Raw genomic sequence first — 26,952 nt, 5'->3', positions numbered from 1 at the left:
ATGCTCGGCTGACGCGTCTCAGGTTTTCGTGCCGCTGCCGCGCCCTAGTTGAGATGTGACGCAGGCAAGATCCTTCGGCCCGCATGGAGTGGCGTGCGGGTGAGTTCGGTGCGCTTGGGCCTCTGGATGACAGACTTCGGTGTTAGGCGATCGGGGCGGCGCGGATAGGCGGCGCTTGCCTGGTTGCTTATATTCCGCGTTCGTGCCCGTTTAAACGCCTTGAGGGCGTGTCATCAGATCGGTCGATGAAGAAATTTCCCGAGCTCCCCTCGTCCGTCAACGCGCTGGAAGACGAGGTCCTGGGCCAGTGGCAGGCGGAGGACACCTTCCGCCAGTCGCTGCAGCGGACCGCGGACGGCAAGCCGTTCACGTTCTACGAAGGCCCGCCCACGGCCAACGGCCGCCCCGGCATTCACCACATGATGTCGCGCACCATCAAGGACACCGTGGCGCGCTTCCGCACCATGCAGGGTCGCTTCGTGCCCCGCATGGCGGGGTGGGACACGCACGGCCTGCCGGTGGAGATCGAGGCGGAAAAGAAGCTCGGCATCAGCGGCAAGCGGGAGATCGAGGAGATCGGCATCGCGCGCTTCAACGAGGTGTGCCGCGAAAGCGTGCTCACCTACACCGAAGAGTGGGAGCGCTTTTCGGCCCGCATCGGCTACTGGCTGGACTATTCCAAGCCGTACGTCACCTATCACCCGGACTACATCGAGTCCGTGTGGTGGCTGCTCAAGCAGATCGCCGACCGGGGCCTGTTCTACAAGGGCCACAAGGTGCTGCCCTACTGTCCGCGCTGCGGCACCGGCCTGTCGTCGCACGAGCTGGCGCAGGGCTACAAGGACGTCAAGGACCCGTCGCTGTACTTCACCGCGCCCATCGTGGGGGCTGACGGGCAGCCGGACGGCCGCGAGTTCCTCGTCTGGACGACCACGCCGTGGACCGTGGTCAGCAACGTGGCGTTCGCCGTGAATCCCGAGCTGGAGTACGCCGAGGTCGCGCACGAGGACCGCCGCTACGTGCTGGCCCGCGCCCGCGTGGCGCCGCTGTTTGGCTCGGAGGACGGGATGGCGCGCACCTTCCCGGCGTCGGAGCTGATCGGCCTGGGCTACCAGCGGCCGCTGGACTGGGCGCACCCGGTGGGCTTCGACGACGAGACGGTGGCGCGCGCGTGGAAGGTGTACGGCGCCGACTGGGTGACGGCCGAGGACGGCACGGGCATCGTGCACACCGCCGTGGCGTTCGGCGCCGACGACTACAAGCTGGGGCAGGAGGTCGGCCTGCCGATCATCATGCCCGTGGACGAGCGCGGTCGGTTCCGCGAAGACATCCCGCTGGTGGGCGGCCAGTTCGTCAAGGACGCCGACACCGAGCTGGTGATCGAGCTCAAGCGCCGCGGACGCGTCTTCAAGTCGTCGAAGGAAGAGCACAGCTACCCGCACTGCTGGCGCTGCGGAAGCCCGCTGCTGTACATGGCGCGCGACTCGTGGTTCATCCGCACGACCAGCGTCCGCGACCAGCTCCTGGCGAACAACGCAGAGGTCCGCTGGTTTCCGCCGGAGATGGGTACGGGGCGGTTCGGCGAGTGGCTGGAGAACAACGTCGACTGGGCCATCAGCCGCAGCCGCTACTGGGGCACGCCGCTGCCGGCCTGGGTGTGCGAGCGCGATCCATCGCACATCCACTTCATCGGCTCGTTCAGTGAGCTGCGTGAAAAGTCGGGGCTGGCCGAGCTTCCCGATCCGCACCGCCCGTACGTGGACGAGGTGACGTTCCCCTGCGAGTGCGGCGGAACGATGAAGCGCACGCCGGAGGTGATCGACGTCTGGTTCGATTCCGGCGCCATGCCGTTCGCCCAGCACCACTACCCGTTCGAGAACAAGGAACTGCAGGAAAGCCAGTTTCCGGGCGACTTCATCTCCGAAGGCGTAGACCAGACGCGCGGATGGTTCTACTCGCTCCTGGCCATCAGCACGCTGCTGGGCCGTGGGCCGGCGTACCGCAACGTGGTCGTCAACGACCTGGTGCTCGACGCCAAGGGTCTGAAGATGTCGAAGTCCAAGGGCAACACGGTGAACCCGTGGGAGGCCATCGGCGAGTTCGGGGCCGACGCGCTCCGCTGGTACCTGCTGTCCTCGTCCAACCCCTCGCTTCCCAAGCGCTTCGATCCCGAAGGCGTCAAGGAGGTGCAGCGCAAGACGTTCGACACGCTGCGCCAGACGTACCGCTTCTTCGCGATGTACGCCAACCTCGAGGGCTTCTCGGCGGACGGCGACGTGGCGGCGCCGGCCGATCGCGGGGTGCTGGACCGCTGGCTGCTTTCCCGGCTGGCGACGGTGACGGCCGAGGTGACGCAGGACCTGGAGGACTACAACCTGACGCGCGCCGTTCGCGCGGTGTCGGGATTCATCGCCGACGACCTGAGCAACTGGTACGTGCGCCGTTCGCGCGACCGCTTCTGGGGGAGCGCCGACCAGGCCGACACGCGCGCCGCCTTCGCCACGCTGCACACGGCGCTGGTGGCCACGGCCGGGCTGATGGCGCCGGTCGCTCCGTTCCTGGCCGACTGGCTGCACCGCGCGCTCACCGGCACCTCGGTGCACCTGGCGGACTTTCCATCCATCGACACGGCCGCGCGCGACGAGAAGCTGGAGCGCGGGATGCAGGCGGTGCGCACGCTGTCGACGCTGGGCCGCGCGGCGCGCGAGTCGGTGGGCATCAAGGTGCGCCAGCCGCTGGGAACGGTGTACGCGGTGGTGCCGGACGGGTACGAGGTGGACGAGACGCTGCTCGGCATCCTCCGCGACGAGCTGAACGTGCGCGCGGTGAAGTTCATGGACCACGCCGAAGACCTGGTGTCGTTCAGCGCCAAGCCCAACTTCAAGGGCATCGGCAAGGTGCACGGCAAGAACACGCAGGCGGCCGCCTCGGCCATCCGCACGCTGTCGTCCGCCTCGCTCGCGGCGTTCCGGCGTGGCGAGCCGGTGGAGATCTCGTACGCGGACGGGCAGACGGGGCAGCCGCTCACCTTCGCGCTGACGGACGCCGAGTTCGACCTGGTGCAGACGGCGGAGGGCGATTTCCACGTGGAGGCCGAGGCCAGCTTCACCGTGGCGCTGGACCCCACCATCACCCCAGAGCTGCGGCTGGAGGGGCTGGCGCGCGAGCTGGTGAACCGGGTGCAGAACCTGCGCAAGGAATCGGGCTTCGAGGTCAGCGACCGCATCCGCCTGGGGATCTTCGGGGACGGGGAGATCCTGGACGTGGCGCGGGAGTGGGGCGAGTTCGTGGCCCGCGAAACGCTGGGGGTGGCGGTGGAGAGCGGGTCGGTGACCGACGAGGGATACGAGGCGATGCGCGAGGTGGATCTCGACGGGGTGACCGGCACGGTGGGAATCGCCCGGGTTCCGAAACAGGACGGATGATGGCGGAAGCAACGACGAGCGTGGGCACGCCGGCCGACGAGGCGCGGCGGAAGATGGCGCTGTACCTGGGGCTGGTGATCGGCTGGGTGGTGCTGGACCAGGTCACCAAGGTCATCGTGCAGCGCACCCTGCGGCTGTACGACCCGGTGCCGGTGATCGGCGACTTCTTTCGCCTGACGTACATCTACAACCGCGGCGCGGCCTTCGGGCTGCACCTGGGCGACTGGTCGCGCATCGCGTTCAGCATCCTTCCCGTCGCCGCGGCGGTGCTGCTGTACATGATGTACCGGACGACGCCGTGGTCCGACAAGATGCGGCTGATCGCCATCCCCCTGGTGACGGGCGGGGCCATCGGCAACCTGATCGACCGCGTCCGCTCGTCGCGCGGGGTGATCGACTTCTTCGATTTCGGGTTCGGCACCATGCGCTGGCCGGTGTTCAACGTGGCCGACATCGGGGTGACGGTGGGGGCGCTGATGCTGGCGGTTTCGCTCTGGCGCGAGGAGCAGCAGATGGAGAAGAAACCTGACGGTTCCTGACGATGCCGTCGAGCTGGTGGCCGGCGACGAGGCGCGCGACCGGCTGGACAGCTGGCTGGCGGCGCGGCTGGATGTTTCGCGCTCCCGCGCCGCGCAGCTGATCGAGGACGGCCGCGTCCTGCTGAACGGCGCCGTCCCCAAAAAGCGCGACCGCCCCGTGCCGGGAGACCGCGTGCAGGTGCGCATCCCCCCGCCCGCGCCCTCCCCGCTCGCCGCGCAGAACATCCCTCTCGCCATCGTCTACCAGGACGACGACCTGCTGGTGATCGACAAGCCCCCCGGCCTGGTCGTCCACCCCGCGCCCGGCAACCCGCAGGGCACGCTGGTGAACGCGCTGCTTCATGCGGTGCACGACCTGTCGGGAATCGGCGGCGTGCTGCGGCCGGGGATCGTGCACCGGCTGGACAAGGACACGTCGGGGCTGCTGGTGGTCGCCAAGAACGACGACGCCCACCGCGCTCTTTCCGACGAGCTGAAGGCGCGGCGGATCCGGCGCGCGTACCTGGTGGCGGCGTGGGGCCGCCTGGCCGCGGACGTGGTGCCGGTGGACGCGCCCATCGGCCGGCATCACACCGATCGGAGGAAGATGGCGGTGGTGGAGGACGGGCGGCCGGCGCGCACGAAGTTCATCCGGCTGGAGCGGTGGCGCGCGGCGGACCTGGTGCGCGCGGAGCTGGACACGGGGCGCACCCACCAGATCCGCGTGCACCTGCTGCACCTGGGTCACCCGGTGGTGGGCGACCGCACCTATGGGCCGGAGCGGCACAAGGGGTTCGGCGGGCCGGAGCGCGGGTGGGCGGCGGGGCTGGCCCGCCGCACGCCGCGGCAGTTCCTTCACGCGACGGAGCTGCGCTTCACGCACCCCCGCACGGGCGAGGCGATGCGCTTCGATTCGCCTCTTCCCCCGGACCTCGCCGCCGCGGCCGAATGGGCGCGCGGGGCCGAGAACGCGCCTCCCGATCTGTCATCCCGAGGGAGCGGCCCCGGCGAACCCTGACGTCCGCGCGGAAGACCGCAGCGACTGAGGGATCCGCCACACAGCCATCGAAGCGCACACAAGCCTCGGAGTGCACCGCGGCTCCGTGAGCGGGTGAACCCGCAGCTGGGAAAGCGGTAAGCCCCGGCTCGGGCCGCTGTCGCGTCCCGCCCGGGGCTTCAACCGCACGCGCACCTGGTCTGCCGAACCACGATTGTCATTCTTATGGGGCGCCCCCGGCGAACCTGACGCCTTCACCGGCGGAGAAAATCCGAGGTGGGTGTTTCCGCTGCTGCCGAGCGGGACGCGTGGTGTGTGGCGGATCCCTCGGTCGCTGCCGTCCACGGTGTGGGGGCAGGTTCACCGTGGCCGCTCCGTCGGGATGACAGGTGCGCTTCCGGTGGATGTTGAGCGTGTCACGTTGGCGCTCGCGCTTCGGCAGGTGCGGCGTGCGTGCAGGTGAAGCCCCGAACGGACGCGACAGCGGCCGTGTCGGGGCTTTCCGCTGTTCCAGATGTGGGTTCACCCGCCCCTGGCCCCCGCCCGTGACTCCGCCGCGATCTTCGGCCCGCCACGCTCGTCGGCGTCCCGCGTCGCTCTGCGGGCCCGCGTAATTCGCCCGTGGCAAGAGATTTGATCCGCGTGTACCTACCCGCAGTCCCGCACATCAGACCGGGAGTTCATACGTTGCAAACCATCGTCAGCCGCACGGCCCTGCTGGCCGTGCTTGTCCTGGGCGCCTGCGCGCCGGTATCAGAGCCCATCATCGCGCCGCTGCCGCAGGGCGCGGCGCTCGACACGGCGGGCCGCCCCTTCGTGCGCACCGTGGAAGTGCCGGAGGAGTACCAGCGCGCCCTGCAGGCCGGCACCCGCAGCACCACCGGCGTCCCCGGGCAGCGCTACTGGCAGCAGCGCGTGCGCTACAGCATCCAGGCGGAGCTGGACCCCGAGCGGCGGCGGCTGACCGGGCGCGAGCGCATCGTGTACCACAACCGCTCGCCCGTGGCCCTGGCCGAGGTGCGCTTCAACCTGTACCAGAACCTGTTCACCGAGGGCTTCACCGGCCCGCGCAGCCCGTTCAACACCGGCGGCATCCAGCTGACGTCGTTCTCGTTCAACGGCGACACGCTGGGCCCCCTCACCCAGGGCCAGTACGAGGCGAACCAGCGGGAGCAGCGCGCCAGCGTGGGCTACCTGGCCGGCGGCACCCTGTCGCGCGTGCTGCTGCCGCGCCCCATCGCGGCCGGCGACAGCGCCATCTTCGACGTGGCGTGGACCTTCGTGGTGCCGCCCATGGGCGCGCCCCGCACCGGGTGGGAAGACGCGCTGGGCGGCCGGGTGTTCCAGATCGCCCAGTGGTATCCGCAGATCGCCGTGTTCGACGACGTGGCAGGGCAGGACGTGACGCCCTATCGCAGCGAGGGCGAGTTCTACCTGGAGTACGGCGACTTCGACGTGTCGCTCACGCTGCCCGCCGGGTACCTGATCGGCGCCACGGGCACGCTGCAGAACCCGCAGGAGGTGCTGTCGGCCGACGTGCGGCGGCAGCTGGAGGTCGCCGCGCGCAGCGACAGCACCGTCACCGTGCTGCGGCGCAACCAGCTGGGGCAGGGCACCGCCCCGGGAACGAACGGCCGCGTGACGTGGCGGTTCACCGCGCAAGACGTGCGCGACTTCGCCTGGGCCACCTCCAACCGCTACCAGTGGGACGCGCTGCGCGCCCAGATTCCCGCGCCGGGTGGCGGCACGCGCGACGTGATGGTTCACTCGCTGTACCGCCCCGGCGCGCCGCACTGGGAGGGGGCGGCGCGGTTCGGCGAGCACTCCATGGAGTACTTCAGCCGCGAGATGGTTCCGTACGCGTATCCGCAGATCACCATCTCCGAGGGCCCGGTGTACGGCATGGAGTACCCGATGCTGGTGTTCATCGGCCGGCCGGAGGAGCGCCTGGGGCTGTACGAGGTGATCGCCCACGAGGTGGGCCACGAGTGGTTTCCCATGATGGTGGGCCAGGACGAGGCCGCGTTCGCGTGGATGGACGAGGGCTTCACCACCTTCAACGAGAACCGCGCGACCAAGGACTTCTTCCCCAACCACGACCCCTTCGAAGTGCCGCGCGAGTCGTACCTGGAGATCGCGGGCGACAAGGGCGAGGCGCCGCTGATGAGGCACATCGACCTGGTGTTCGGGCCGGCGTTCGGGGTGTCGGCGTACAGCAAGCCGGGCACGCTGCTGCGCTCGCTTCAGCGCACGCTGGGCGACTCGGTGTTCTTTGCGGGGATGCGGCAGTACTCGCGCGACTGGCAGTTCAAGCACCCGTACCCGTGGGACTTCTTCAACACCATGGAGCGGGTGGCCGGGCGAGACCTGGACTGGTTCTGGTACCCGTTCTGGTACCGCACCGTCACGCTGGACCACGCGCTGAGCGACGTGCGGCCCACCGCCAACGGCGTGCAGGTGACGGTGCGCGACGTGGGGCAGGCGCCCGCGCCGGCGGAGATCGTGGTCACCACTAGCGGCGGGCAGACGGTGACGCACACCATCACCATCGACCAGTGGCTGAACCCGTCCACGCGCGTGCAGACGGTGACCATCCCGGTGTCGGGCACCGTGACGCGGGTGGAGATCGACCCGCTGCGGTACTTCCCCGACGCCAACCGGCGGAACAACGCCTGGACGCCGGGCCGGTAACTGCGCCGACGGTGACTGCGGGCAGGGATGACGAGGGGGCGGCGTCCACGGCGTGGGCGCCGCCCCCGTCCGTTGCCCCCGGCGCGAACCTTGCCGCCGCTCCGCAGGGCGCGCGTTCAGGCGCATCCAGGGTCCACAATCAAGCTCGGAAAAGCATGTCGATGATCAGTGTTCGCCGGCTCGCGATGGTGCCGCTCGCGGTCGTTCTGGCCGCGTGCGGCGGGGATGGGGGCGGGGCCGGCGAGAAGGGCGCGGGAGGCGACAGCGCGCAGGCGGCCAAGGGCGACAGCGCGGCGCCGGCGCAGCCGCAGGCCACCCGCTCCCCGCGCGGCAAGGCGCCGCCGATCATCCGCGGGCTGTACGTCAACGCGTACAAGGCCGGATCCGGCGTGCACCGCAAGCGGCTGATCGAGATCGCCGACCAGACCGAGATCAACGCCTTCGTCGTGGACGTCAAGGACGAGCGCGGGCTGCACTACGTGAGCAACCTGGCCCTCCAGAACGAGATGACGGAGGACAGCGAGATCACCATCCGCAATCCCAAGGCGTTCACCGACACCCTGCACGCGCACGGCATCTGGACGATCGCGCGCATCGTCGTCTTCAAGGACCCCATCCTGTCCAAGGCGCGTCCGAACTGGTCGGTCAAGAACCCCAGCGGCGGCCTGTGGGTGGACAAGGCAGGCAACACCTGGGTGAGCCCCTGGGACGAGGAAGTGTGGGACTACAACCTCGACATCGCCGAAGAGGTGGCGAAGCTGGGGTTCGACGAGATCCAGTTCGACTACGTGCGCTTCGCCGAGCCGTACAAGAGCCTTCCGGCGCAGGTGCACCCCAAGGCCCGGGGCGACCGGACGGACGCCATCGCCGCGTTCCTGCTCGAGGCGCGGCGCCGGCTGCATCCGCTGGGCGTCACGGTGACGGCGGACGTGTTCGGCCTGTCGCCCAACGAGGGGAGCGACGTGAACATCGGGCAGCAGTGGGAAACGATCAGCGCCATCGCTGACCACATCCTGCCCATGATGTATCCCTCGCACTACTTTCCCACGCACCTGCCCGGCGTGCGGAAGCCTGACCTGATGCCGTACGAGGTGCTGTTCAAGTCTGCCGGGATGGCGCGGTGGCGCAACGACAAGCTGCAGGAGGCGGGGGTGCAGCCCGCGCGCATCATGCCCTGGCTGCAGGCGTTCAGCGCGCCGTGGCTGGGCCGCAACCACCAGAAGTACGGGGCGGAGCAGCTTCGGCAGCAGAAGAAGGGCGTGTACGACGTGGGGCTGGAGGACTGGGTGCTCTGGCACCCCGGCAGCAACTACGAGCACATCGTGGCCGGGCTGGAGCAGGGCGAGGCGCGGTCGCACAAGGTGGCCTCGTACACGCCGCCGCCGGACGTGATGGCGTGGCTCAACCAGTTCGAGCGCGAAGGCATGGGGCAGGGGCGGGCGAAGGCGGTGCAGCAGGCGCGCGGCGACGTGGTCGATCCCGCCGCGGCGCAGGCGGCCAAGACCGGGCGCCCCGAGCCGGGTGCCGCGCCCGCCGCCGTAACGCCGGGGCAGAACGCCCCGGCCGAGGCCGCGCCGTCTGCCTCCGGCACTCCCGCGGCGGGCGGGCAGACGAGCCCCGGCAGTCCCGCGCAGCGAAGTCCGTAGAACGGAGAACGACTCTTGTGGCCTAGCCCTCGATGTCGGCCCAGCGCGCGAGCTCGCGCAACGGCGGGCGGCCGTCGTGGTGCCACCAGGGCGGCGGCCACGCCATCCGCCCGAAGCTCGTGAACCGGCTGGCGCCAATGCGGGCCAGCGCCTCCGCCAGGACGCGCGTGGATTCCTCGTCCGCCGCCACGCCGACGGTCTGCAGCACGGGCCCGAACCGCTCGACGAGCGCGGGGACGTCGGCCAGCGAGGCCACGGGCTTCACCCGGATCACCCGGTTCAGGCACGAGGCCGAAAAGTCGGGCTTGGGATCGAAGACCACCGTCCACGCCGTTCCCTCCGCCGACGCGTGGAGCCGCACGCCGCCTCCACCCGCTTCCGCGAACTCGGCTTCGGCGCGGAGCTGGCGGATGGACGACGATTCGCCCGGGGCCAGCACGCCGCGCGGCAGCTCGCCCTCCACCGCCGCCATCTCCTCCGCCAGCATCGCCGCCCACCCGTCCGGCGACACGGGGCCGCCTTCCTCCACGTAGAACAGGTGCGGCGACACGCACCCCTGCTGGTCGAAGGTGGACGCGTCCAGCGCCGCCCCGCGGGCCGCCTCCCGTGCCTCGTTTTCTCCGAGAAAACCACGGCCGACCACGCCGAACGACACCTTGGGCCCGTATCCCACGAACCGCGCGGTCACCGGCGTGCGGCTGCGGATGGTGGCCACCGCGTCCGCGCCGCCGTACACCACGACGGCGTCGGCCGCGTCCAGGGCGGCGCGCTCCATCGCCTCGTCCCCGCCGGGCCAGTACGTCACCGCCAGGCACTGCCCCAGCTCCGCGTCCGCTTCGGCCACGCCGCGCGCGAACAGCGCGGCCAGCAGCGGCTCGCCCACGGCGGCCTTGCCCAGCGTGGCGGACTTCAGCAGCAGCGAGCGAACGAGCGACGTCACCGCCACGCCAGGGACGTTGCCGCTGAACACGTGCACCGCCAGCCGCGGCCCGAACGCGGCGTGAAGGCCGTTGCTGCGGGGCGCGGGGCGAAAGCCGTCCAGCACCCGCGGATCGCCGAACTCGGCGCGGAGCAGCTCGCGCAGGCGGGGCGCGCGCCAGTCCGCCGCCATGCGGTCCAGCACCAGGCGGATCATCGGGGCCGAGTAGGCGGTGACCGCGGGAAGCGCCCGCTCCGCCGCCTGCCGCAGCGGATCGCCCAGGTCCAGCAGCCGCGCGGCGACCGCGTCGATCACCCCGACGATTTCCGCCACCGGGCGGTGCGCCAGGTGGCGGTCGCGCGCCAGGACGAGCGCCTCCACCTGCCGCTTGAGGTCCGCGGGCGACAGGCGCGGGATGCGCACCTCGAAGGCATCGTCGCCCTTGCCGTACGACCAGGTGGTCGCGCGCGGATGCTCCAGCGCCGGAAGGTGAAAGGCGTCGATGACGGGCGCGCGGACGGTCACAGGAAGTCCCAAAACTGCGGATTGGCCTCCACGATCACCTCCCACTGCCCGTACCGCCCCAGCCCGCGCGCCACGTCGATCCGCAGGATGTCGTACAGAATGCCGACGCCCGCGCCCACGGACATCATCGTCCCCGTGCGGTACCGGGGCTCTGGGGCCACGTCGTACAGGACGATGTCGCCCTCCCCCTGCCAGGCTCCCCCGGCGGCGGCGAACACCCGGCCACGCAGGAACGGGCTCCACAGGTCGGCCGCGGCCGTGGCCCGGGAAAAAGCGAAGGCCTCGCCCCCGTACGAGCGGAAGGCGTAGCCCGGCACCGTGCCTCGGCCCCCCAGCGCCCACTTCGCCTGCGGGGGCACGTCGCCCAGCGAGGTGCCGGCCGAGCCCTCGACCGCGACGTCCTCCCCTCCGCCGAAGCGCAGCCGCAGTCCCGCGTCCACGCGCGGGCGGACGAACTGGAAGTCGCGATCGAGGAGGGACGGGTCAAGGTGCCCCCCGTCCACGGTCACGCCCATCGACCAGCCCCGGGCCACCTGCGCCGGCACCTCGCGCCGCACCCCGATGGACCCGCCGAAGAACGTGCCCTCCTCGACCCGGGGCACGTCGCGGAAGTTCGTGCCACCCAGCAGCGCGTAGTCCGCGGCCACCGTGGCCTGCCGGTGCCTCTCCGCCCGCACGCGCACGGGCATCGTCCATCCGCCGCGGACGCCGCGGTCCATCCGCACCTCGGCGCCCGTGACGAAGTACGGATCGGTGAAGTCGTAGCCGGCGATGAGCCCGGTCACGGTGTTCATCGCGCCGGAGATGGCCGGGCCCACGCCCACGTCGCGCGTCTGGTTGAGGTACAGCCCCACGCCGACGCGGCTGGGCAGGGACCCGCTCCACGCGTCGACGCTGGCGAACGGCTGCATGGGGCCGGTCGCCAGGCCGGCGCGGACGGCGAGCGTGGTTCCCTCCGTCTGCCGCCAGCGGTACCCCGCGCCGAGGGCCAGCCCCTCCGCGCGGTTGAAGCGGAGCGCCTGCGACGCGTTCCCCACGTCGATGCGATTGGCGGGAAGTCCGCTCAGCAGGCGCCGGCCCATCAGCTCGGCGGCCTGCCGACGCACGTCGCCGAGCTCGGTGCCGGGGCTGATCCCTTCCTCGCGCAATTCGGCGTCGATGGCCTCTTCGAAGGCGAAGGCCTCGCGCTGCTGCACGGGGACGGAGACCACGCGCCGGCCGCGGAACAGGGCGTCGTCCAGCCCCTGGTTGAAGCGGTAGTTGCTGACGCGCATGGTGCCGCGGATGACGCCCCCGGCGGGGAGCCCCAGCTCGGGAAGCTGCCGCCGAAGCTCTACCTGCTGCTGGATGGGAAGCCAGAACCGGCCCTTGAAGAGCCCGTTCTCCATGCGGATGTTGATGTAGTCCAGGAACTTGTCGACGTACGCCACCGGCGTGAAGGTGAAGTCCATCCGCACGATGTCGCCGGCGCGGCGGTCCACGAAGATGGAGCCCACCATGGCGGCGCCGGACGGGTCCAGCGGGCGCACCTCGAGCTTGTACACGCGCACCGGCTCGCTCACGCCGGGAAGGCGGATGCTGGTGGAATCCACCAGGCGGTAGTGGTAGACGGCCGCCGCCCCGGGCGACGCGGGGTGCGGCACGTCGGCCACCTCGTCGCCGTCGCCCAGGCGGATGAGGTCGCCGAAGTTGTCCTGCACCACCGTCAGGTGGTCTTCGTGGTAGCGGATGTTGGTGGGCAAGGCGCGCTCGTCGCGCAGGCCGATGATGCGCTGCTTGGAAAGGTTGGGCGCCTTCCAGTACACGTCGAGCGCCACCTGGTCGGTCTTCACCAGGTTGCGCTCGCCGATGTCCATGCGGTCCAGGTAGAAATAGACGTAGCCCCGGGCGTCGGCCTGGTAGTCGGCCATGCCGGTGTCGGCCTGGGTCACCTGCCGCCGGTGCTGGGCGCGCGACACCAGCTCCAGCGCGCGCGGCGAGTTCCACTCGCCGTCCGCCTGCGCCGCGGCGGCCGGCGGCTCGGCCAACCCCGCCCCCAACGCCGCCGCGCCCATCGCCATCCGCATCAACAAAGCTCGCATGGGATTCCCTATCTGACGACACGGGTCCGGCCATCCACGCCGGACCCGCTGGGTTGTTCATCCGATTCGGCCTGCCTGACGGGGCACATCGCACGGGAAAATCGCGCTCACGATCACCCGCCTCGCGATGGCGGTTGAAACCGCGGCTGGAACGTCACGAAGTCCGCCTGCGCGGACTGTGCGCCGTCAGCCATCGCGCGCGTCCCGGGCCGGTGTGCCCGTCGTTGCCGTACCTTCGTTCAGCTGCAGCCGTTCACGGCGAGCGTGGCGGTCAGGCGGCCGTTGATGGTGGGCTGCAGCCCCTCGTCGCTCACCCCCGCCGCGCGGGCGTAGTCGGCGCGGTTCACGGGGTACTGCAGGTTGTCCGACACCTCGGCCGTCAGCCGGCTTCCGCCGGTGCCGGTGAAGCGCAGGTTCAGCGGCCGCGGCAGCAGCAGCTCCGACGTGATCTCCGAGTTCGACGGCAGGCTGAGGGACACGTGCTGCGCGCCGTAGCCCACGTCTCCACGCGCCTGCTGCAGGAAGGCGTCGGACCCGCGCGTGTACACGAGGTCGAACTTGCCGTCCTGCGAGAGCGCCAGGGTGAACTCGGGGCGGCCGGTGGGCGGCGTGGTATCCACCGTGGCCGTCAGCAGGTCCGCCGTCGGCAGGATGGTGTTGGCGGGCGAGAACCGGAGCTCGCACACCTGGTACGTGCCCGCCACCTGGGCGGCCGTCAGGCGCGTGTTCGGGGTGGTGCCGCCGTCGCCGCACGCGGCCAGCAGCGTCAGCGCGCCGAGCGCGGCGGCACGGGTCAGAAGAAGTCGCATGGTCAAGGCACTCTGAAAGGGTCGCAAGGTCACGGGGCTACGGCCCCGGCGGATGCGTGTACCCGCGCGCCTGCCGCACGGGTCCACCGTTCACGCCACGGGAATCTCGCCGTCGGCGGCGGGGGCCCCGGCTTCCGCCTCGGGGGTCAGGGCGCCGCGCTGCAGCATGGCGGCGTTCGGGTCCAGGTACGCGTTCAGCGACGAAAGGACGGCGCGGTCCACCATCCCGTCGATCTGCTCCATGGCCGCGTACGCCCCCTCCACCCGCGCGCCCACGGCGGTCAGGTGCGACCAGATGGCGCGGCGGAACATCAGCAGCTCCAGCACCGTCTCGACGATGTTGTAGCCCGTCAGCCGCCGGGCGAAGCCGTGCACCGTGGCGAACTGCTCGGCGTCTTCGCGCGAGCGGTTGATCTCCAGCCGGTCCAGGATGGCGTCGAACAGCTGCGGCATGTGGTCCAGCAGCAGCGGCTCGGCCAGGGCCTGGCCCGTGGCCATGGCCTGGTTGGCGCGCACACGCTCCATCCAGTCGCGCAGCACCGCCTCGCGGCCCACCCGCAGCTGGTCGACGGCGCTTCCCAGGTCGCGGATCTCGCGCTCGGTGTAGAACTGGTGTCCCGTGTCCGTCATTTCCGTTTCTGCTGGGGGCCCGCTCTCGCCAGGGAAGCTAGCATGCGGCGCGTCGGGCGGGTAGCGTCACCAAAAGGATACGCCCCTGTCCGCGGAAAGAGACGGCCGGGCCGGCGTCTCGCGAGCAGAGCCGCACGGTGCGGGCGGGCACGAATTCCGCGTTCCTGGACGGGCGTCCACACCCCCCTCGACCCACCCAGCGAGCGAAGACCATGCGCCTTTCCATCGCCCTCGTCGTTCCCGTGGTTCTGTTGTCGGCCTGCGTGCCGCCCGCCGTGCACCAGAGCGCCGCGGCACCGGAGAACGCGCTTGCCTGCGCGCGGGAATCGCTGGAACGCCTGGGATACGCCGCCGAACCCGCGCCTGGAAGCAGCGCTTTCTGGGCCCGGCGCACCGTCGACAGCGTGTGGGTGCACCGGGTGGAACACCTGGTGAACGTCACCCTTGACAAGAACGTGTCACCGGCGCTTCATGTGCGCGGCGAGCGCCTGTACACCAAGTCCGGCAGGGAGGTCAGCGTTCCCGGAGTTACACTTCGCGAGCCCGCGAGCTACCAGAGGCGGCTCGAGTCCGACGAAGTGCTTGCGACCGAAGTGTCGCAGGTGATCGGCGAGTGCGGCGCCTCTCCTGGCGGGCAGCCGCGGTCCGGGGTCCAGCATGCAGCGCGGGTTGCCGCGGGACGATCCTGACGAACCGTCACCCTTCCACCACGACGAGACGCCGATGCCCAGGCTCATCCCCTTGTTCGCGATCCTCGGCGCCGTGGTGAGCGGCTGCGCGCCCGCGTCGTCCAGCACGCCCGCGGAACCCGGAGCGCCCAGGTACGGCAGCACCGGCCGGAGCCCCTGCCTGGGGCGCGGAGAGAAGTTCTTCGACGGCGAGCCGACGGACGGGTCGCAGCTTCCCGGCGACGCGACGATCACCCGGCGTGTGCACCAGCGCGGCTGGGTGGGCTACTGCTACACGACTCCGGCATCCACCGCCGCTCACTGACTTGCCGCGACGGGGAGCTGGGTTCAGTTCCCCGACCGTGTCCAGATGAGGATTACGCCACACGCGGAGTTGCTGCCGTTGTACTGCGGCGGAATGCGCGAGGCGTTGCCGTACGCCTCGATCGCCTCGATGGCTTCCGTCTGCACCAGGTCGTTGATGGAAACGCCGCCGGGTCCGTTCGCCGCGCCTTGCGACACCATCGTGCCGTCCAGGTACATCACTGGCAGGCACACGTCGGCCTCCCCCGCCTGCGCGCGGCGGATGGCGCCGTTGGACTGCTGAGAGGTAAAGGTCACGTACTCGGTGCCGCGGCGGTCGCGGTACAGGCGGATGCCCTGCACGTCGTCCAGCAGCTGGGCCAGCCGCGCCCCCCGCCGGCGCTCGATCTCTTCGCGGCGCATGAATCGCCCGAACCCCGTCGCTTCGCGATCGTAGAACCCGGTGGGCTCCAGCGACGCGATGCGCCGGGGGCCCTGCCGGCCGGTCACCGTCACCGCCTCCAGACCCAGCGGCTGGGCCGCCACACGCACCGCCACTTCCACCGCCTCCGCGGCCGACACGGTGATCTCGCCCGACGTGGCAGGGGCGTACCCGGTGCGCATAACGTTCAGCCGGTACACGCCCGGCCCGCGCAACGCCAGCACGAACGCGCCGTCGGCACCCGTGCGGACCCCCTGCTGCCGGCCCCCTCCTCCCGTCGCCACGACGCTCGCCTCGGGCACGCCCTCGCCTGCCGCATCCACCACGCGGCCCCGAATGGACTGCGCGTGCAGCGGAACGCCGAGAACGAGAGCGGCGAGCGCGATCAGGGCGGCACGGAGTGTAGTCATGGGCGTCCGGGAGCGGAGGGGATTGCTGTGTAGTGGCGGGCGGGATGGAAACGCGTCCTGCAAGATTCGCGCTGAAACCCGGTCACCCCTGGCCGGCGATCACCAGGAACACGTCGTACAGGGCGTGCGTCCACGCGGCGATCCCGAAGCCGCGCCACACGTACAGCGCGCTGAACGCCACACCCGCCAGCAGGCGAAAGGTAAAGCTGCCCAGCTCCAGCGGATACGCGTACGGCCCCACGTAGTGGAAGGCCGAGAAGAGGAAGGCCGATACGATCACCGCCACGGCCGCCGCGGGGGTGCGGCGGAAGCCCGTCCATACCAGCAGCGCCAGCAGCCCGCCCGTCAGCAGCACGCGAAAGAGCAGCTCTTCGTAGATGCCCGCGCCCAGCGACAGGACGATGCCGTCCAGCAGCGGCAGCGTGGCCAGCGCCCCGTCCGCCGCCAGCCGCACGAACCCGCCCAGGAGAAAGTGGGTCGCCGCGGCGATCAGCCCGCCGAAAAGCAGGGCGTAGACGGCGCTCTCCGCCAGCATGCCGCCGAAGTACGAACCCCGCAGCGGTACCCGCGTCTTTCGCCGCTCCCAGGTGACCAGGACGGCCGCGCCCAGCGCCAGCGCCGCGGTGAACGCCAGCGTTCCCTGCACCCCGCCCGCCGCCAGCATCGTGCGCAGCAGCACGTCGGCGCCGTTGCGCATTCCCGTGCCGCCCCGGTCCGCGATGAGCACGGCGCCCAGTTCGTACAGCACCAGCAGCGGCAGCGCGAACAGCAGCGAGTAGGTGTGCGACCGGGTGGTGCGGAGATAGGTGCTCATGATTCAGCGCCGCTTCTGGCCTGTCGATTGCGAAAACCGCGTCGTGAGGACGGCGCCGTACCCGGTGTAACGTACGAAGCGCCTCGCAGGTTTCCCAGGCTCGGAGGGTGGATGGCTGGCGATCGGCGGCGGGCGGCGCGGCGCATGGGGGCGGCGGTGATGGTGTGGGCGGCATCCGGGATGGGTGCCTGTGCCCTGCTGGGCGGCGGCGAGCCCGCCGAAACGCCGGCGCAGATATCCGAGCGCACCGGCCGCGAGGCGGCCATCGTGCGCGAGGTGCAGGCGAGGATGGCGGCGGAGCCTTCCATCGACGCGGCCACCATCCGCCCCGTGGTCGTGGGGACGGAGATTCACCTGCACGGGTCGGTGCGCGGCTTCGGCGCGCTGCAGTGCGCGCGCGCCAACGCCGAGATGGTGCCCGGCGTAACGCTGGTGATCGACTTCCTGGTGCTGCAGCCCGGCCCCGCGCGCGTCACCTGCCACGCTCCCCGGGTCGCGGGCGTCCGGCAGGCGTCCGAAGATGAATGATCGAGAAAGATCGTGCCGCGCGGTAGCCCTCGCCGGGGCCGCGCTCTCCTTCTCCCGTTTTCCATGAGCTCCCCCGCCTTCGCCCGGGGCCGGGCGTGAGCGGCGTCGCCGGCAACCTGACCGGCGCGAGCGTGTCCGGCGCCGCGTCCATGGGACCGGATGCCGGTCCGCACGAAGATTCCCGCCTTGCCGTGGGCGTGTGCACCCGCGACCGGCCGGACGCCCTGGTGCGGTGCATCCGCTCGCTCGGCGCCATCGCCGGGCTAGTGGGCGACGTGATCGTGGTGGACGACGGCTCGCGGGTGCCGGTGGAGCCGGGGCTGCGGGAGGCGCTGGGACCGGACGCGCCTCCCGGCCTTCGCGTGCTGCGCAGCGAGGCCAGCCGCGGCCTGGCCGCGGGGCGCAACGCCATCGTCCATGCCACGGCATCGGCGTACGTGCTGAACCTCGACGACGACGCATCCGTGGTCGATCCCGCGGCCATCCACGCCGCCCTGGCCGTTTTCGACACCGACCCGCGCGTGGGCGCCGTGGCGCTGGCGCAGGGCGACGAGCAGGGGCGCGCGTGGCCCGCCCAGGCGCAGCCGGCCCCGGTGAGCGTTCCCTCGCGGGTAGCCTCCTTCGTGGGCTACGGGCACGTGCTGCGGCGCCGCGCGATGCTCCAGGTGGGCGGGTATCGGGAGGAGCTGGTGATGACCGGCGAGGAGAAGGAGCTTTGCCTCCGGCTTCTGGACGCCGGGTGGCGGGTGGTGTACCTGCCCGACGCGGTCGTCGCGCACCGGGCCGACCCCGGGGGGCGCGACATGCGGCGCTACCTGCACCTGACGGTGCGCAACGACGTCCTCATCGCGCTGTACACGCTGCCGCTCCCGCTGGCGCTGGGCGGGGCGATGGTGCGGCTGCGGCGCTACTTTCAGATGCGGCGGGGGTGGAACGTCGACGACCCCGAGGGCTTCGCCGGCGTCCTGCGCCGGCTGGCACCCGCCGCGCGGGTCGCGCTGGGCGCGCGGACCCCCGTGAAGTGGTCCACCGTGCGCGAATGGCGGCGGCTGACGCAGGAACCCGCGCCGTACCCCGGGCCGGACGAGTGACGCGCGCGGCGGGTGCCGTCGCGCGAACGGCGCGGCGCCGTTAGCTTGGGTGCCGTCCGCCGCGAGAAATGGAGGAGCCGTGCCCCGCCGTTCATCCCCCCGAGATCGCCGAGCCCCCCGGTCCAAGCGCCCCGGAGCGCGGCGCACGTTGCCGTCCCTGCGGCCCAGGGGCGCGCGTCCCTGGCTGGTGCTGGGCGCCGTCGTCGTGCTGGCGCTGCTGCCGCCGGTGCGAGCCGTCGCGGCCCGCGCCTGGGGCGTGGTGGACGCGGCGCTGGCGGCCTCGCGCGCGGCCGAGGCGCGCGAGCGGCAGGTGGCCGAGTACGCGCGGCGCTACGGCATTTCGGTGGAGTTGGCCGACGAGATCGAGCGCGCCGCGAGGGAAGAGGAGCTGGATGCGGAACTGGCGTTTCGCCTCGTCCGCGTGGAGAGCGCGTTCCGCGAATCCGCGCGTAGCCCGGTAGGCGCGCTGGGGCTTACGCAGGTGATGCCCGCGACGGCCGCCGAGCTGATGCCGGGCATCACCCGCGAGCAGCTGCTGGAGCGGCGGACCAACCTGCGCCTGGGCTTCCGCTACCTGAAGTACCTGCTGGCCGTGTACGACGGCGACCAGGAGGAGGCGCTGACGGCGTACAACCGCGGAATGGGCACGGTGCGCCGCATCCGCTCGGCCGGGGGCGACCCCGCCAACGGCTACGCCGACCTGGTGCTGGGCGCGCGCGGCGGCTCGCCCGTGAACCTGGTGCGCCACGACTCCGCCGCCCCGCCCGCCCCGCCGCTGCACGAGACCGCCCCCACGCGCCTCCCCTCCGGCCTCTGAACCACCGGCGGCGAAACATTTGCCGTACTCCCGGCGAACGTGCACGCCGGTAGGGTGTACGGGGGCGTTGCACGGCGGGCGGGGCGCGGGCATCTTGTTGCCCGGCCCTGATTTTGCCTCCCGCCCCGGGGCTGTCGTCCCCTTTCTTTCATCGCGGTTCACGCAGCAGGATCAGCATGCAACAGCGCCCGGTCATCGGCATTCCCACGCAGACGCTCCAGTCCATCGACCGCATTCCGGAAGACCTTCCGGCGTCGTGGGTGATGAACCAGCGCTACTTCCTGGCGTGCACCTCGGTGGGGGCCATTCCCTGGATGGTGCCGCTGCTGGAGAACGATCCCGAGACGCTGCGGGGCATCTACGACCACCTGGACGGCATCTTCATCGCCGGCGGGGTGGACGTTGACCCCACCTCGTACGGCGCCGAGCGCCACGAGCTGTGCGGGCGCACCGACCTGGCGCGCGACTACGTGGAGCTGATGTTCGCGCGCTGGGCGCTGGAAGACGGCAAGCCGGTGATGGGCGTGTGCCGCGGCCAGCAGGTGATCAACGTGGCGGCCGGCGGCACCTTGGTGCAGGACTGCGGCGAGCTGTTCCCGGGGGCGATGAAGCACGACTACTTCCCCGGCGCGGGATGGGCGCGCGACCACCTGGCGCACGACGTACGCATTGCCCCGGGGTCGCGGCTTCACACGGCGTTCGGGGTGGAGCAGGCGATGGTCAACTCCATGCACCACCAGTCGGTGGACCGCCTGGGCGAGGGGCTGGTGGCCACGGCGTGGGCAACGGACGGCATGGTCGAGGCGCTGGAGGGCACGCGCGAGGGGCAGTTCCTGGTCGGCGTGCAGTGGCACCCGGAAATGCTGATCGACACGCACGAGGGCACGCGCAAGCTCTTCGAGGCCTTCATCGAGGCCGCCAACCAGTTCCACGACGCAAAGTCGCTCGCCTACGCCTGATCGCGGCGGGGCGGATCGGCCCGAAGGCCCCGGCTCGAACAGAGCCGGGGCCTTTTTGCGCTCTGGCCCTCGTCCCCTCCCTGCCGTACTGTGTGTCAGAGTTGCCCCCGCACCCGCGTTTGATCAGCAAGGGGGGGGTTCGGACCCTCCGTCCCACACACCGGTACACGTCCGCATGCGAGCCATCCACCGGCCCGTCCTGTTCCTTGCCGCCCTGCTGGCGGGGCTGGCCGCGCCCGCCCAGGCGCAGCGCCGCACCGAGATTCCGCCGCTGCACGTCCGGCCGATCGCGACGAAGCCGGACACGGTGGTGCCCGACAGCAGCGGCCTGCGCTTTCGCCTGAGCCCCGCGCCCCTTCGCGCGCCGGAGCGCGAGGCGCCCGCCCCCGCGCTGATGCTGCCGCGCGCCGACGCGGAGCGCATCCTGGCCCGGCTGGAGCCGCTGCCCTCCGTCGCCGCGGCGGAGCGGTTCGCCTTTCCCGCGGCCACGCTGCCGCCTCCGCGCACCGGGCGCACGGTGCTGGCGGGCTTTCCGCCGCCGGACAGCGCCGGGCCGGATCGCCCATTGGGCACGGCGCGCGCGCCGCTGACGGTGGTCCGCGCCGCGCCCGAGGGGCAGGTGGAGCGGGTCGCCGAGGTGACCGTCACCTTTTCGCAGGCGATGGTGCCGCTCTCCACCGTCAGCACGGTGGAGAGCGGTGCGGTGCCGGTGCGCATCAGCCCGCGCATTTCGGGGAGCTGGCGCTGGCTGGACGTGCGCACCGTGGTGTTCACCCCCGAAGGCCGGGTGCCGTTCGCCACGGAGTACACGGTCACCATCCCCGCCGGAACCCGCTCGGCCACCGGCGGCGTGCTCGCGGAAGAGGTGCGCTGGACCTTCCGCACTCCCCAGCTGACGGGGATCGGGGCGTGGCCGTGGGGCGACCACGTGCGGCCCGATCCCGTGTTCCTCATCCACTTCGACCAGCAGGTGTCTCCCGCCGCCCTGCTCCCCTCCATCCGGCTGACGGCGGGTGGCGTGGAGCGGACGGTCCGCCTCGCGTCCGCAGACGAAATCCAGCGCGATTCCGTCGCACGCGCCTTTGCGGCGCAGGCGGAGCCCGGCACCTGGATCGCCTTCCGTGCCACCCAGCCCCTTCCGCTGAACGCCGCGATCGACGTGCTGCTGCGCGCTGGAGCGCCCTCGGCCGAGGGGCCGCTTCGCACGCAGGCCGTGCAGGGATGGCGCTTCCGCACCTATGCGCCGCTGCGCCTCGTCCGCTTCGCCTGCGGGTATAACGAGGACGACTGCCGCCCCGGCACGCCGTGGGTCCTGGAGTTCAACAACCCGCTGGACACGGCCGGCCGGCCCGCGGAGTGGGTGCGCGTGGTGCCCGCGCTGCCGGGGATGCGGGTGACGGCGTCGGGGAACGGGCTGTGGATCACCGGCACCGCCGCGCCGAACACCCAATACACCGTCCACGTGTCGCGCGCCGTGCGCGACCAGTTCGGCCAGGTGCTGGGGCGCGACGAGACGCGCACCGTGCGCGTGGGGCCGCCCGCGCCGGGGTTCATCGGCTTTGCCGAGCCCATGATGGTCCTGGACGCCTCGGGGCCGCGCACCGTCTCGGTGTTCACCCACGACGTGGCGCGGGTGCGCCTTCGCATGCACCGGGTGCGGCCCGATGACTGGGCGGCGTTCCGGGCCCGGGATCCCGAGAAGTCCCCTCTGCCCGGCACACCCGTCGTGGACCGGTGGCTTCGCGCCGACCCCGCGCCCGGCGCCATGACCGAGCACGTGATCGACGCCGACGAGGTGCTGCGCGGCGAGCCGGGCCACGTGGTGGTATTGGTGGAGCCGGCGGGGGAGAGGCCCTCCGTGGCGTGGCTGCAGGTGACCGGCGTGGGCGTGGCCGCCTTCGCCGACCGCGACAGCGTGCTGGTGTGGGCCACCTCGCTGCGCGACGGCAGCCCCATCGCCGGGGCGGAGGCGCGCATGCTCCCCACGGGCTCCAGCGGGGTGACCGGCGCCGACGGGCTGGCCACGCTCCCCCTTCCCGGCGCCGAGCCGCGCGGCGACCGGGAGCGCTTCCTGGTCGTCGGCCGGCCGGGCGACCAGGCCATCCTTTCCGGGCAGGGACGCGGCGGCTGGCTGCGCCTGGTACGCCAGGAAACGCCGCGGCAGCTGCTGTGGTACGGCATCACCGACCGCAACCTGTACCGGCCCGGCGAAGAGGTTCGCTTCAAGGGATGGGTGCGGCGCTTCACCCGCGGTGAGACGGGCGGGCTGTCGTTCGTAAGCCAGGGGCCGGGCGTCACCTGGCGCGCGATGGACCCGCAGGGCGTGGAGCTCGCGAAGGGCACGGCGCGGCTGACGGAGTTCGGCGGCTTCGACGGGGCGTTCACCCTTCCCGCGGGCGCCAACCTGGGCGGCGCCTCCATCGTGGTCGAAGCCGAGGGCGGGGACGCGCACGCCATCGGCTACGCGGTGCAGGAGTTCCGCCGGCCGGAGTTCGAGGTGGCGGTGGAGGCCGACCCCGGCCCGCACGTGATCGGCGGCTCGGCCGAAGTGTCGGTGCGCGCCTCGTACTTCGCGGGCGGCGGGCTTCCCGGGGCCGAGGTCAACTGGCGGGTGCAGAGCCTGCCGGGCTCCTACACGCCGCCGGGGTGGGCGGAGTGGCGGTTCGGAATCCATGACGAAGGATGGTGGTACCGGGGGCGGCCTACTCCCGGCCAGGAAGCCCGCGAGCTGTCGGGCGAAACGGACGCACAGGGGCGCCACGGCATCCGGCTGGACCTGGACCGCGCCGTTCCGCCGCGGCCGTACACGCTGAACGCCACCGCCACCGTCATCGACGTCAACCGCCAGCCCTGGACCTCGCAGGCCACCCTGCTGGTGCACCCGGCCGAGGTGTACGTGGGGCTGCGGACCGCCCGCAACTGGCAGCCGCGCGGCGAGCCCATCCGCATGGAAGGCATCGTCGTGGACCTGGACGGCAAGCCCGTGGTCGGCCGGCCGGTGCGCGTCCGCGCCGAGCGCATGGCGTGGGTGCAGCGGGGCGGCGATTGGGCCGAGGTGGCGCGCGACACGGCGGTGTGCGAGTTCGTCTCGGAGCTGAACCCCCGCACCTGCACCTTCGCCACCCCGGAGGGCGGGCGCTACCGCCTGGTCGCCGACGTGGCCGACGAGCGCGGCCGCCCGTCGCGCACCGAGGTGACGGTCTGGGTTTCCGGCGGCGACCCCATGCCGGCGCCGCCGGGCCAGCGGCTGGCGACGGGCCGCGAGGCGCGCCTCCTTCCCGATCGCGAGGCGTACGCGCCGGGCGACACGGCGCGCATCCTCGTGCAGCTTCCCTTCTGGCCGGCGCGCGGGGTGATGACGGTGCGCCGCGCCGGCATCGTCCGCACGGAAACGGTCGCGTCGGACTCGTCCACCCTGCTCCTGTCCGTGCCCCTCACCGAGGCCGACATCCCCAACACCTACGTGCAGGTGGACGTCGTGGGTGCGTCGGACACCATCCCCGGCTCGCGCGGGACGGACTTCGCCACCGGGTCGGTGATGCTGCGGGTGCCGCCGACCGGCCGGTCGCTCACGCTGACGCCGCTCCCGGCGGACTCGGTCCTCGTTCCCGATGCCCCGGCCTCGGTGTCGGTGCAGGTGAACGACGCACAGGGCCGGCCCGTGCCCGGCGCCGAGGTGGCGCTGGCCGTGGTGGACGAGGCGGTGCTGGCGCTGACCGGCTACCGGTTCCAGGATCCCCTCGAGCTCTTTCACCCCGTGTGGGACGAGGGTGCAATGGACGCGTGGCTCCACCCCTCGGTGCTCAAGCGCACCACCGGCGCCGGCGTGGTCGCCGGACGCGTCCGGGACGCCGAGGGCCGGCCCGTGGCCGGCGCCCTGGTGACGGTGGATGGAACCCAGGTGCGCACGACCACGGACGGCGCCGGTGCCTTCCGGCTGGTGGGGGTGCCCGCCGGGCCGCGGATCATCACCGTGGCCCGCCTGGGGATGGGCTCCGCGTCGCGCGAGGTGGTGGTCGGCGACGAGCCGGTGCAGGTGGAGATCGTGATGCACCCGGCGGCATTGATGCTGGAGAGCGTGGCGGTCGGCGGGGTGAGCGGCCAGCTGCAGGGCAGGGCGGCCGGCGCGGAGGTGCGGATCCGTGGAGCGTCGTCGCTGGACCCCGCTCCGCCCGCGGTGGCCGCGCCAACGGCGATGGCCCCTCCCCCGCCGCCCCCGGAAGCGCCGCAGCCCGCCATCGCGGTTCGCACCAACTTCAACCCGCTGGCGGTGTGGACGCCGGTGGTGCGGACGGACGCGGATGGGCGGGCGACGGTTCCGTTCACCCTGCCCAGCAGCCTCACCCGTTACCGTGTGATGGCGGTCGCGGCGCAGGGGCTGGCGCGGTTCGGGGCGGGCGAGTCGTCCATCACCGTCCGCCAGCCGCTGATGGTGCGCCCGTCGGCGCCGCGGTTCCTGAACTTCGGCGACCGGTTCGAATTCGCCGTCGTCATCCAGAACCAGACGGGGCAGCCGATGACGGTGGACGTGGCCGCCCGCGCGGAGGGCATCGCGTTCGCCGAGCCGGGGCGCCGGGTAACGGTGCCGGCACATGACCGCGTGGAGGTGCGCATTCCGGGCGAGGCGGTGCGCGCGGGGACGGCGCACGTGCAGGTGGCCGCCGTCTCCGGGGCCCGCTCCGACGCGGCGTTCGTCAGCCTGCCCGTCTACACCCCGGCCACGGCCGAGGCGTTCGCGACGTACGGCAACTTCACCGAGGGCGCGGCCACGCTGCCGCTGCAGATCGACGAGGCCGACGTGCTTCCCGGCTTCGGCGGGCTGGAGGTGACCACCTCGTCCACGGCGCTGCACGAGTTGACGGACGCGTTCCTGTACCTGGTCAAGTACCCCTACCAGGGGTCGGAGCAGATCGCCTCGCGCCTGCTGGCCGTGGCCGCGCTGCGCGACGTGCTCACCGAGTTCCGGGCGGAGGGGCTGCCGGCGCCGGAGGCGCTGGCGGACTCGGTGGCGCGCGACATCCAGGCGCTCCGGCGGATGCAGAACCACGACGGCGGCTGGAACTTCTGGCGGACGGACCGCGAGTCGTGGCCGTACGTGAGCGTGCACGTGACCCACGCGCTGGTGCGCATGCGCGAGCGGGGCTACGACGTGCCCGACGACATGATGCAGCGCGCGATGCAGTACACGCGCACCGTGGGCAACCGGATGCCGCGGTGGTACGGGCCTTCGGAGCGCCGGGCAGTCCGCGCGTACGCGCTGTACGTGCGCTCGCTGGCGGGTGAGCGGGTGGGCGGCGACGTGACGGCGCTGATGCGCGAGGTGGGTTCCAACCAGCTTCCCGTCGAGGTCGTCGGGTGGCTGCTGGCGGCCTCCGCGGGGCAGGGCGGCACGCAGGAGGTTCGCACCGAGCTGCTGCGCATCGTCAACAACCGCGCGACGGAGACCGCCTCCACCGCGACGTTCGCCACTTCGTACGAACAGGGCGAGTACCTCATCCTTCACAGCCGCCGCCGGACGGACGCGGTGGTGCTCGAGGCGCTGCTGCGGACGGACCCGCGGAACCCGCTGGTGGCCAAGACGGTGCGCGGGCTGCTGGGAGGGCGGCGGGCCGGGCGGTGGAGCAACACGCAGGAGAACGCGTGGGTGCTGCTGGCGCTGGACCGCTACTTCCGCGAGTACGAGGCGCAGACCCCCGACTTCGTCGCGCGCGTGTGGCTGGGCGAGCGCTTCGCCGGCGAGCACGCGTTCGCCGGCCGCAACGCCGACCGCCACCAGCTGACGGTGCCCATCGACGCGCTGGTGGAGCTGGATCCCGAGTCGCTGACCGTGGGCAAGGAGGGCGCGGGGCGGGTGTACTACCGCGCGGGGCTGCGGTACGCGCCGCGCGGGCTGGACCTGCCGGCGCTGGACCGCGGGTTCTCGGTGGAGCGCACCTACGAGGCCATCGACGATCCGTCGGACGTGGTGCGCGGGGAAGACGGCGTGTGGCGGATCAGGCCGGGTGCGCGGGTGCGGGTGACGGTGACGATGGTGGCGCCCAGCCGGCGGGTGCACGTGGCGCTGGTGGATCCGCTCCCCGCCGGTTTCGAGGCGGTGAACACGGCCCTGCGCGGCGCCGAGGTGGTGCCGCCGCCCGACACGCCGGACCAGGCGCCCTGGGCCGTTTCGCACCGCGGCTGGTGGTGGGGGCCGTGGTTCCAGCACCAGAACCTGCGCGACGACCGGGCGGAGGCGTTCACCTCGCTGCTGAACGCCGGGGTGCACACCTACTCCTACGTGGCCCGCGCCACCACGCCCGGCGAGTTCATCGTGCCGCCGCCGCGCGCGGAAGAGATGTACAGCCCCGAGACGTTCGGCCGCGGCAGCTCCGATCGCGTGAGGATCCAGGACAACTGATCGGGTCTCGGACGAAGGGCACGAAGGGGGCACGGGAGGATGGTTTCCGTGCCCCCCCCCGTTTTGTGCTCGACCTGGTATCCTGTTGGCTTGATGAAACTTGCGCGTCGTCGCATCGTATGGATCGGCGCGCCGGTGTCCACCGAGCGCCTGCGGACGGCGGCTCCCCCTCCACCGACCGTTGCCACGATCAAGAGGGATGCACAGGAGATTGCGCATGGCAGCCGACAATGGCGGAACCAAGCCGCCGGTGGAAAACCTCCCGAGCAAGAACTTCAAGAA

Annotated in this window: 18 protein-coding genes; 12 read left to right on the top strand and 6 right to left on the bottom strand. The window is 71.8% G+C overall.

The window, feature by feature from the left end; all coding sequences use genetic code 11:
* The first annotated feature begins 245 nt into the window (after window positions 1-245).
* The 5 genes from ileS to VGB24_RS15325 all read left to right on the top strand — a co-directional run bounded on the left by ileS (window position 246) and on the right by VGB24_RS15325 (window position 9,277).
* On the top strand, window positions 246-3,425 hold the full coding sequence (ileS, locus tag VGB24_RS15345; RefSeq protein WP_331073828.1) for an isoleucine--tRNA ligase: 3,180 nt from the start codon (window positions 246-248) through the stop codon (window positions 3,423-3,425).
* Window positions 3,422-3,964: a signal peptidase II gene (gene lspA / locus VGB24_RS15340; protein ID WP_331073827.1), complete on the top strand. Its 543-nt coding sequence runs from the start codon at window positions 3,422-3,424 to the stop codon at window positions 3,962-3,964. Before ileS ends, lspA begins: the two co-directional genes overlap by 4 nt.
* Window positions 3,965-3,977: 13 nt before the next feature.
* On the top strand, window positions 3,978-4,961 hold the full coding sequence (locus tag VGB24_RS15335) for an RluA family pseudouridine synthase (protein WP_414676729.1): 984 nt from the start codon (window positions 3,978-3,980) through the stop codon (window positions 4,959-4,961).
* Between the two features lie 666 nt (window positions 4,962-5,627).
* Window positions 5,628-7,631, top strand: coding sequence for a M1 family metallopeptidase (locus tag VGB24_RS15330; protein WP_331073825.1), 2,004 nt, complete (start codon window positions 5,628-5,630; stop codon window positions 7,629-7,631).
* 155 nt (window positions 7,632-7,786) lie between these two features.
* Entirely contained in the window at window positions 7,787-9,277 is a 1,491-nt protein-coding gene (locus VGB24_RS15325; RefSeq protein ID WP_331073824.1) for a putative glycoside hydrolase, read from the top strand.
* Between the two features lie 22 nt (window positions 9,278-9,299).
* Here VGB24_RS15325 and VGB24_RS15320 read toward each other — a convergent pair whose 3' ends face one another.
* The 4 genes from VGB24_RS15320 to VGB24_RS15305 form a co-directional block, all read right to left on the bottom strand.
* Window positions 9,300-10,721 carry an acyl-CoA reductase gene (locus VGB24_RS15320; RefSeq protein ID WP_331073823.1) on the bottom strand — a complete coding sequence of 474 codons (1,422 nt, stop codon included), beginning with the start codon at window positions 10,719-10,721 and terminating at the stop codon, window positions 9,300-9,302.
* Entirely contained in the window at window positions 10,718-12,802 is a 2,085-nt protein-coding gene (locus VGB24_RS15315; protein WP_331073822.1) for a hypothetical protein, read from the bottom strand. The genes VGB24_RS15320 and VGB24_RS15315 overlap by 4 nt, the downstream gene beginning before the upstream one ends.
* Window positions 12,803-13,041: 239 nt before the next feature.
* Complete coding sequence (locus tag VGB24_RS15310) at window positions 13,042-13,611, bottom strand: hypothetical protein (protein ID WP_331073821.1); 570 nt, start codon at window positions 13,609-13,611, stop codon at window positions 13,042-13,044.
* A gap of 90 nt (window positions 13,612-13,701) precedes the next feature.
* Complete coding sequence (locus VGB24_RS15305; RefSeq protein ID WP_331073820.1) at window positions 13,702-14,241, bottom strand: RsbRD N-terminal domain-containing protein; 540 nt, start codon at window positions 14,239-14,241, stop codon at window positions 13,702-13,704.
* Between the two features lie 212 nt (window positions 14,242-14,453).
* On the opposite strand from VGB24_RS15305, the gene VGB24_RS15300 reads away from it, so the two are divergent.
* Both VGB24_RS15300 and VGB24_RS15295 read left to right on the top strand, forming a co-directional pair.
* The gene (locus VGB24_RS15300; RefSeq protein WP_331073819.1) at window positions 14,454-14,930 is read left to right on the top strand and encodes a hypothetical protein; all 477 of its coding nucleotides are present in this window, start codon (window positions 14,454-14,456) and stop codon (window positions 14,928-14,930) included.
* 34 nt (window positions 14,931-14,964) lie between these two features.
* Window positions 14,965-15,234 carry a hypothetical protein gene (locus VGB24_RS15295; protein ID WP_331073818.1) on the top strand — a complete coding sequence of 90 codons (270 nt, stop codon included), beginning with the start codon at window positions 14,965-14,967 and terminating at the stop codon, window positions 15,232-15,234.
* 23 nt (window positions 15,235-15,257) lie between these two features.
* Here the strand turns inward: VGB24_RS15295 and VGB24_RS15290 are convergent, their stop codons facing one another.
* Window positions 15,258-16,064, bottom strand: a complete 807-nt coding sequence (locus tag VGB24_RS15290; protein ID WP_331073817.1) for a carboxypeptidase-like regulatory domain-containing protein — start codon at window positions 16,062-16,064, stop codon at window positions 15,258-15,260.
* Window positions 16,065-16,146: 82 nt separating this feature from the next.
* The gene (locus VGB24_RS15285) at window positions 16,147-16,878 is read right to left on the bottom strand and encodes a type II CAAX prenyl endopeptidase Rce1 family protein (protein ID WP_331073816.1); all 732 of its coding nucleotides are present in this window, start codon (window positions 16,876-16,878) and stop codon (window positions 16,147-16,149) included.
* A gap of 111 nt (window positions 16,879-16,989) precedes the next feature.
* Between VGB24_RS15285 and VGB24_RS15280 the strand changes: the two genes are divergently transcribed.
* From VGB24_RS15280 to VGB24_RS15260, 5 genes are all read left to right on the top strand, one after another.
* Window positions 16,990-17,406, top strand: coding sequence for a BON domain-containing protein (locus tag VGB24_RS15280; protein WP_331073815.1), 417 nt, complete (start codon window positions 16,990-16,992; stop codon window positions 17,404-17,406).
* A gap of 95 nt (window positions 17,407-17,501) precedes the next feature.
* Window positions 17,502-18,497, top strand: a complete 996-nt coding sequence (locus tag VGB24_RS15275) for a glycosyltransferase family 2 protein (protein ID WP_331073814.1) — start codon at window positions 17,502-17,504, stop codon at window positions 18,495-18,497.
* A 148-nt stretch (window positions 18,498-18,645) separates the two neighbouring features.
* A complete protein-coding gene (locus tag VGB24_RS15270; protein WP_331073813.1) occupies window positions 18,646-19,314 on the top strand; it encodes a transglycosylase SLT domain-containing protein in 669 nt (222 codons plus the stop codon).
* 176 nt (window positions 19,315-19,490) lie between these two features.
* On the top strand, window positions 19,491-20,273 hold the full coding sequence (locus VGB24_RS15265) for a gamma-glutamyl-gamma-aminobutyrate hydrolase family protein (protein WP_331073812.1): 783 nt from the start codon (window positions 19,491-19,493) through the stop codon (window positions 20,271-20,273).
* 175 nt (window positions 20,274-20,448) lie between these two features.
* Window positions 20,449-26,670: an alpha-2-macroglobulin family protein gene (locus tag VGB24_RS15260; protein ID WP_331073811.1), complete on the top strand. Its 6,222-nt coding sequence runs from the start codon at window positions 20,449-20,451 to the stop codon at window positions 26,668-26,670.
* The last annotated feature ends 282 nt before the right edge of the window (window positions 26,671-26,952 follow it).

This window comes from Longimicrobium sp. (genome assembly GCF_036399935.1).
Lineage (GTDB): Bacteria > Gemmatimonadota > Gemmatimonadetes > Longimicrobiales > Longimicrobiaceae > Longimicrobium.
This window is presented reverse-complemented; position numbering and strand designations above follow the sequence as displayed.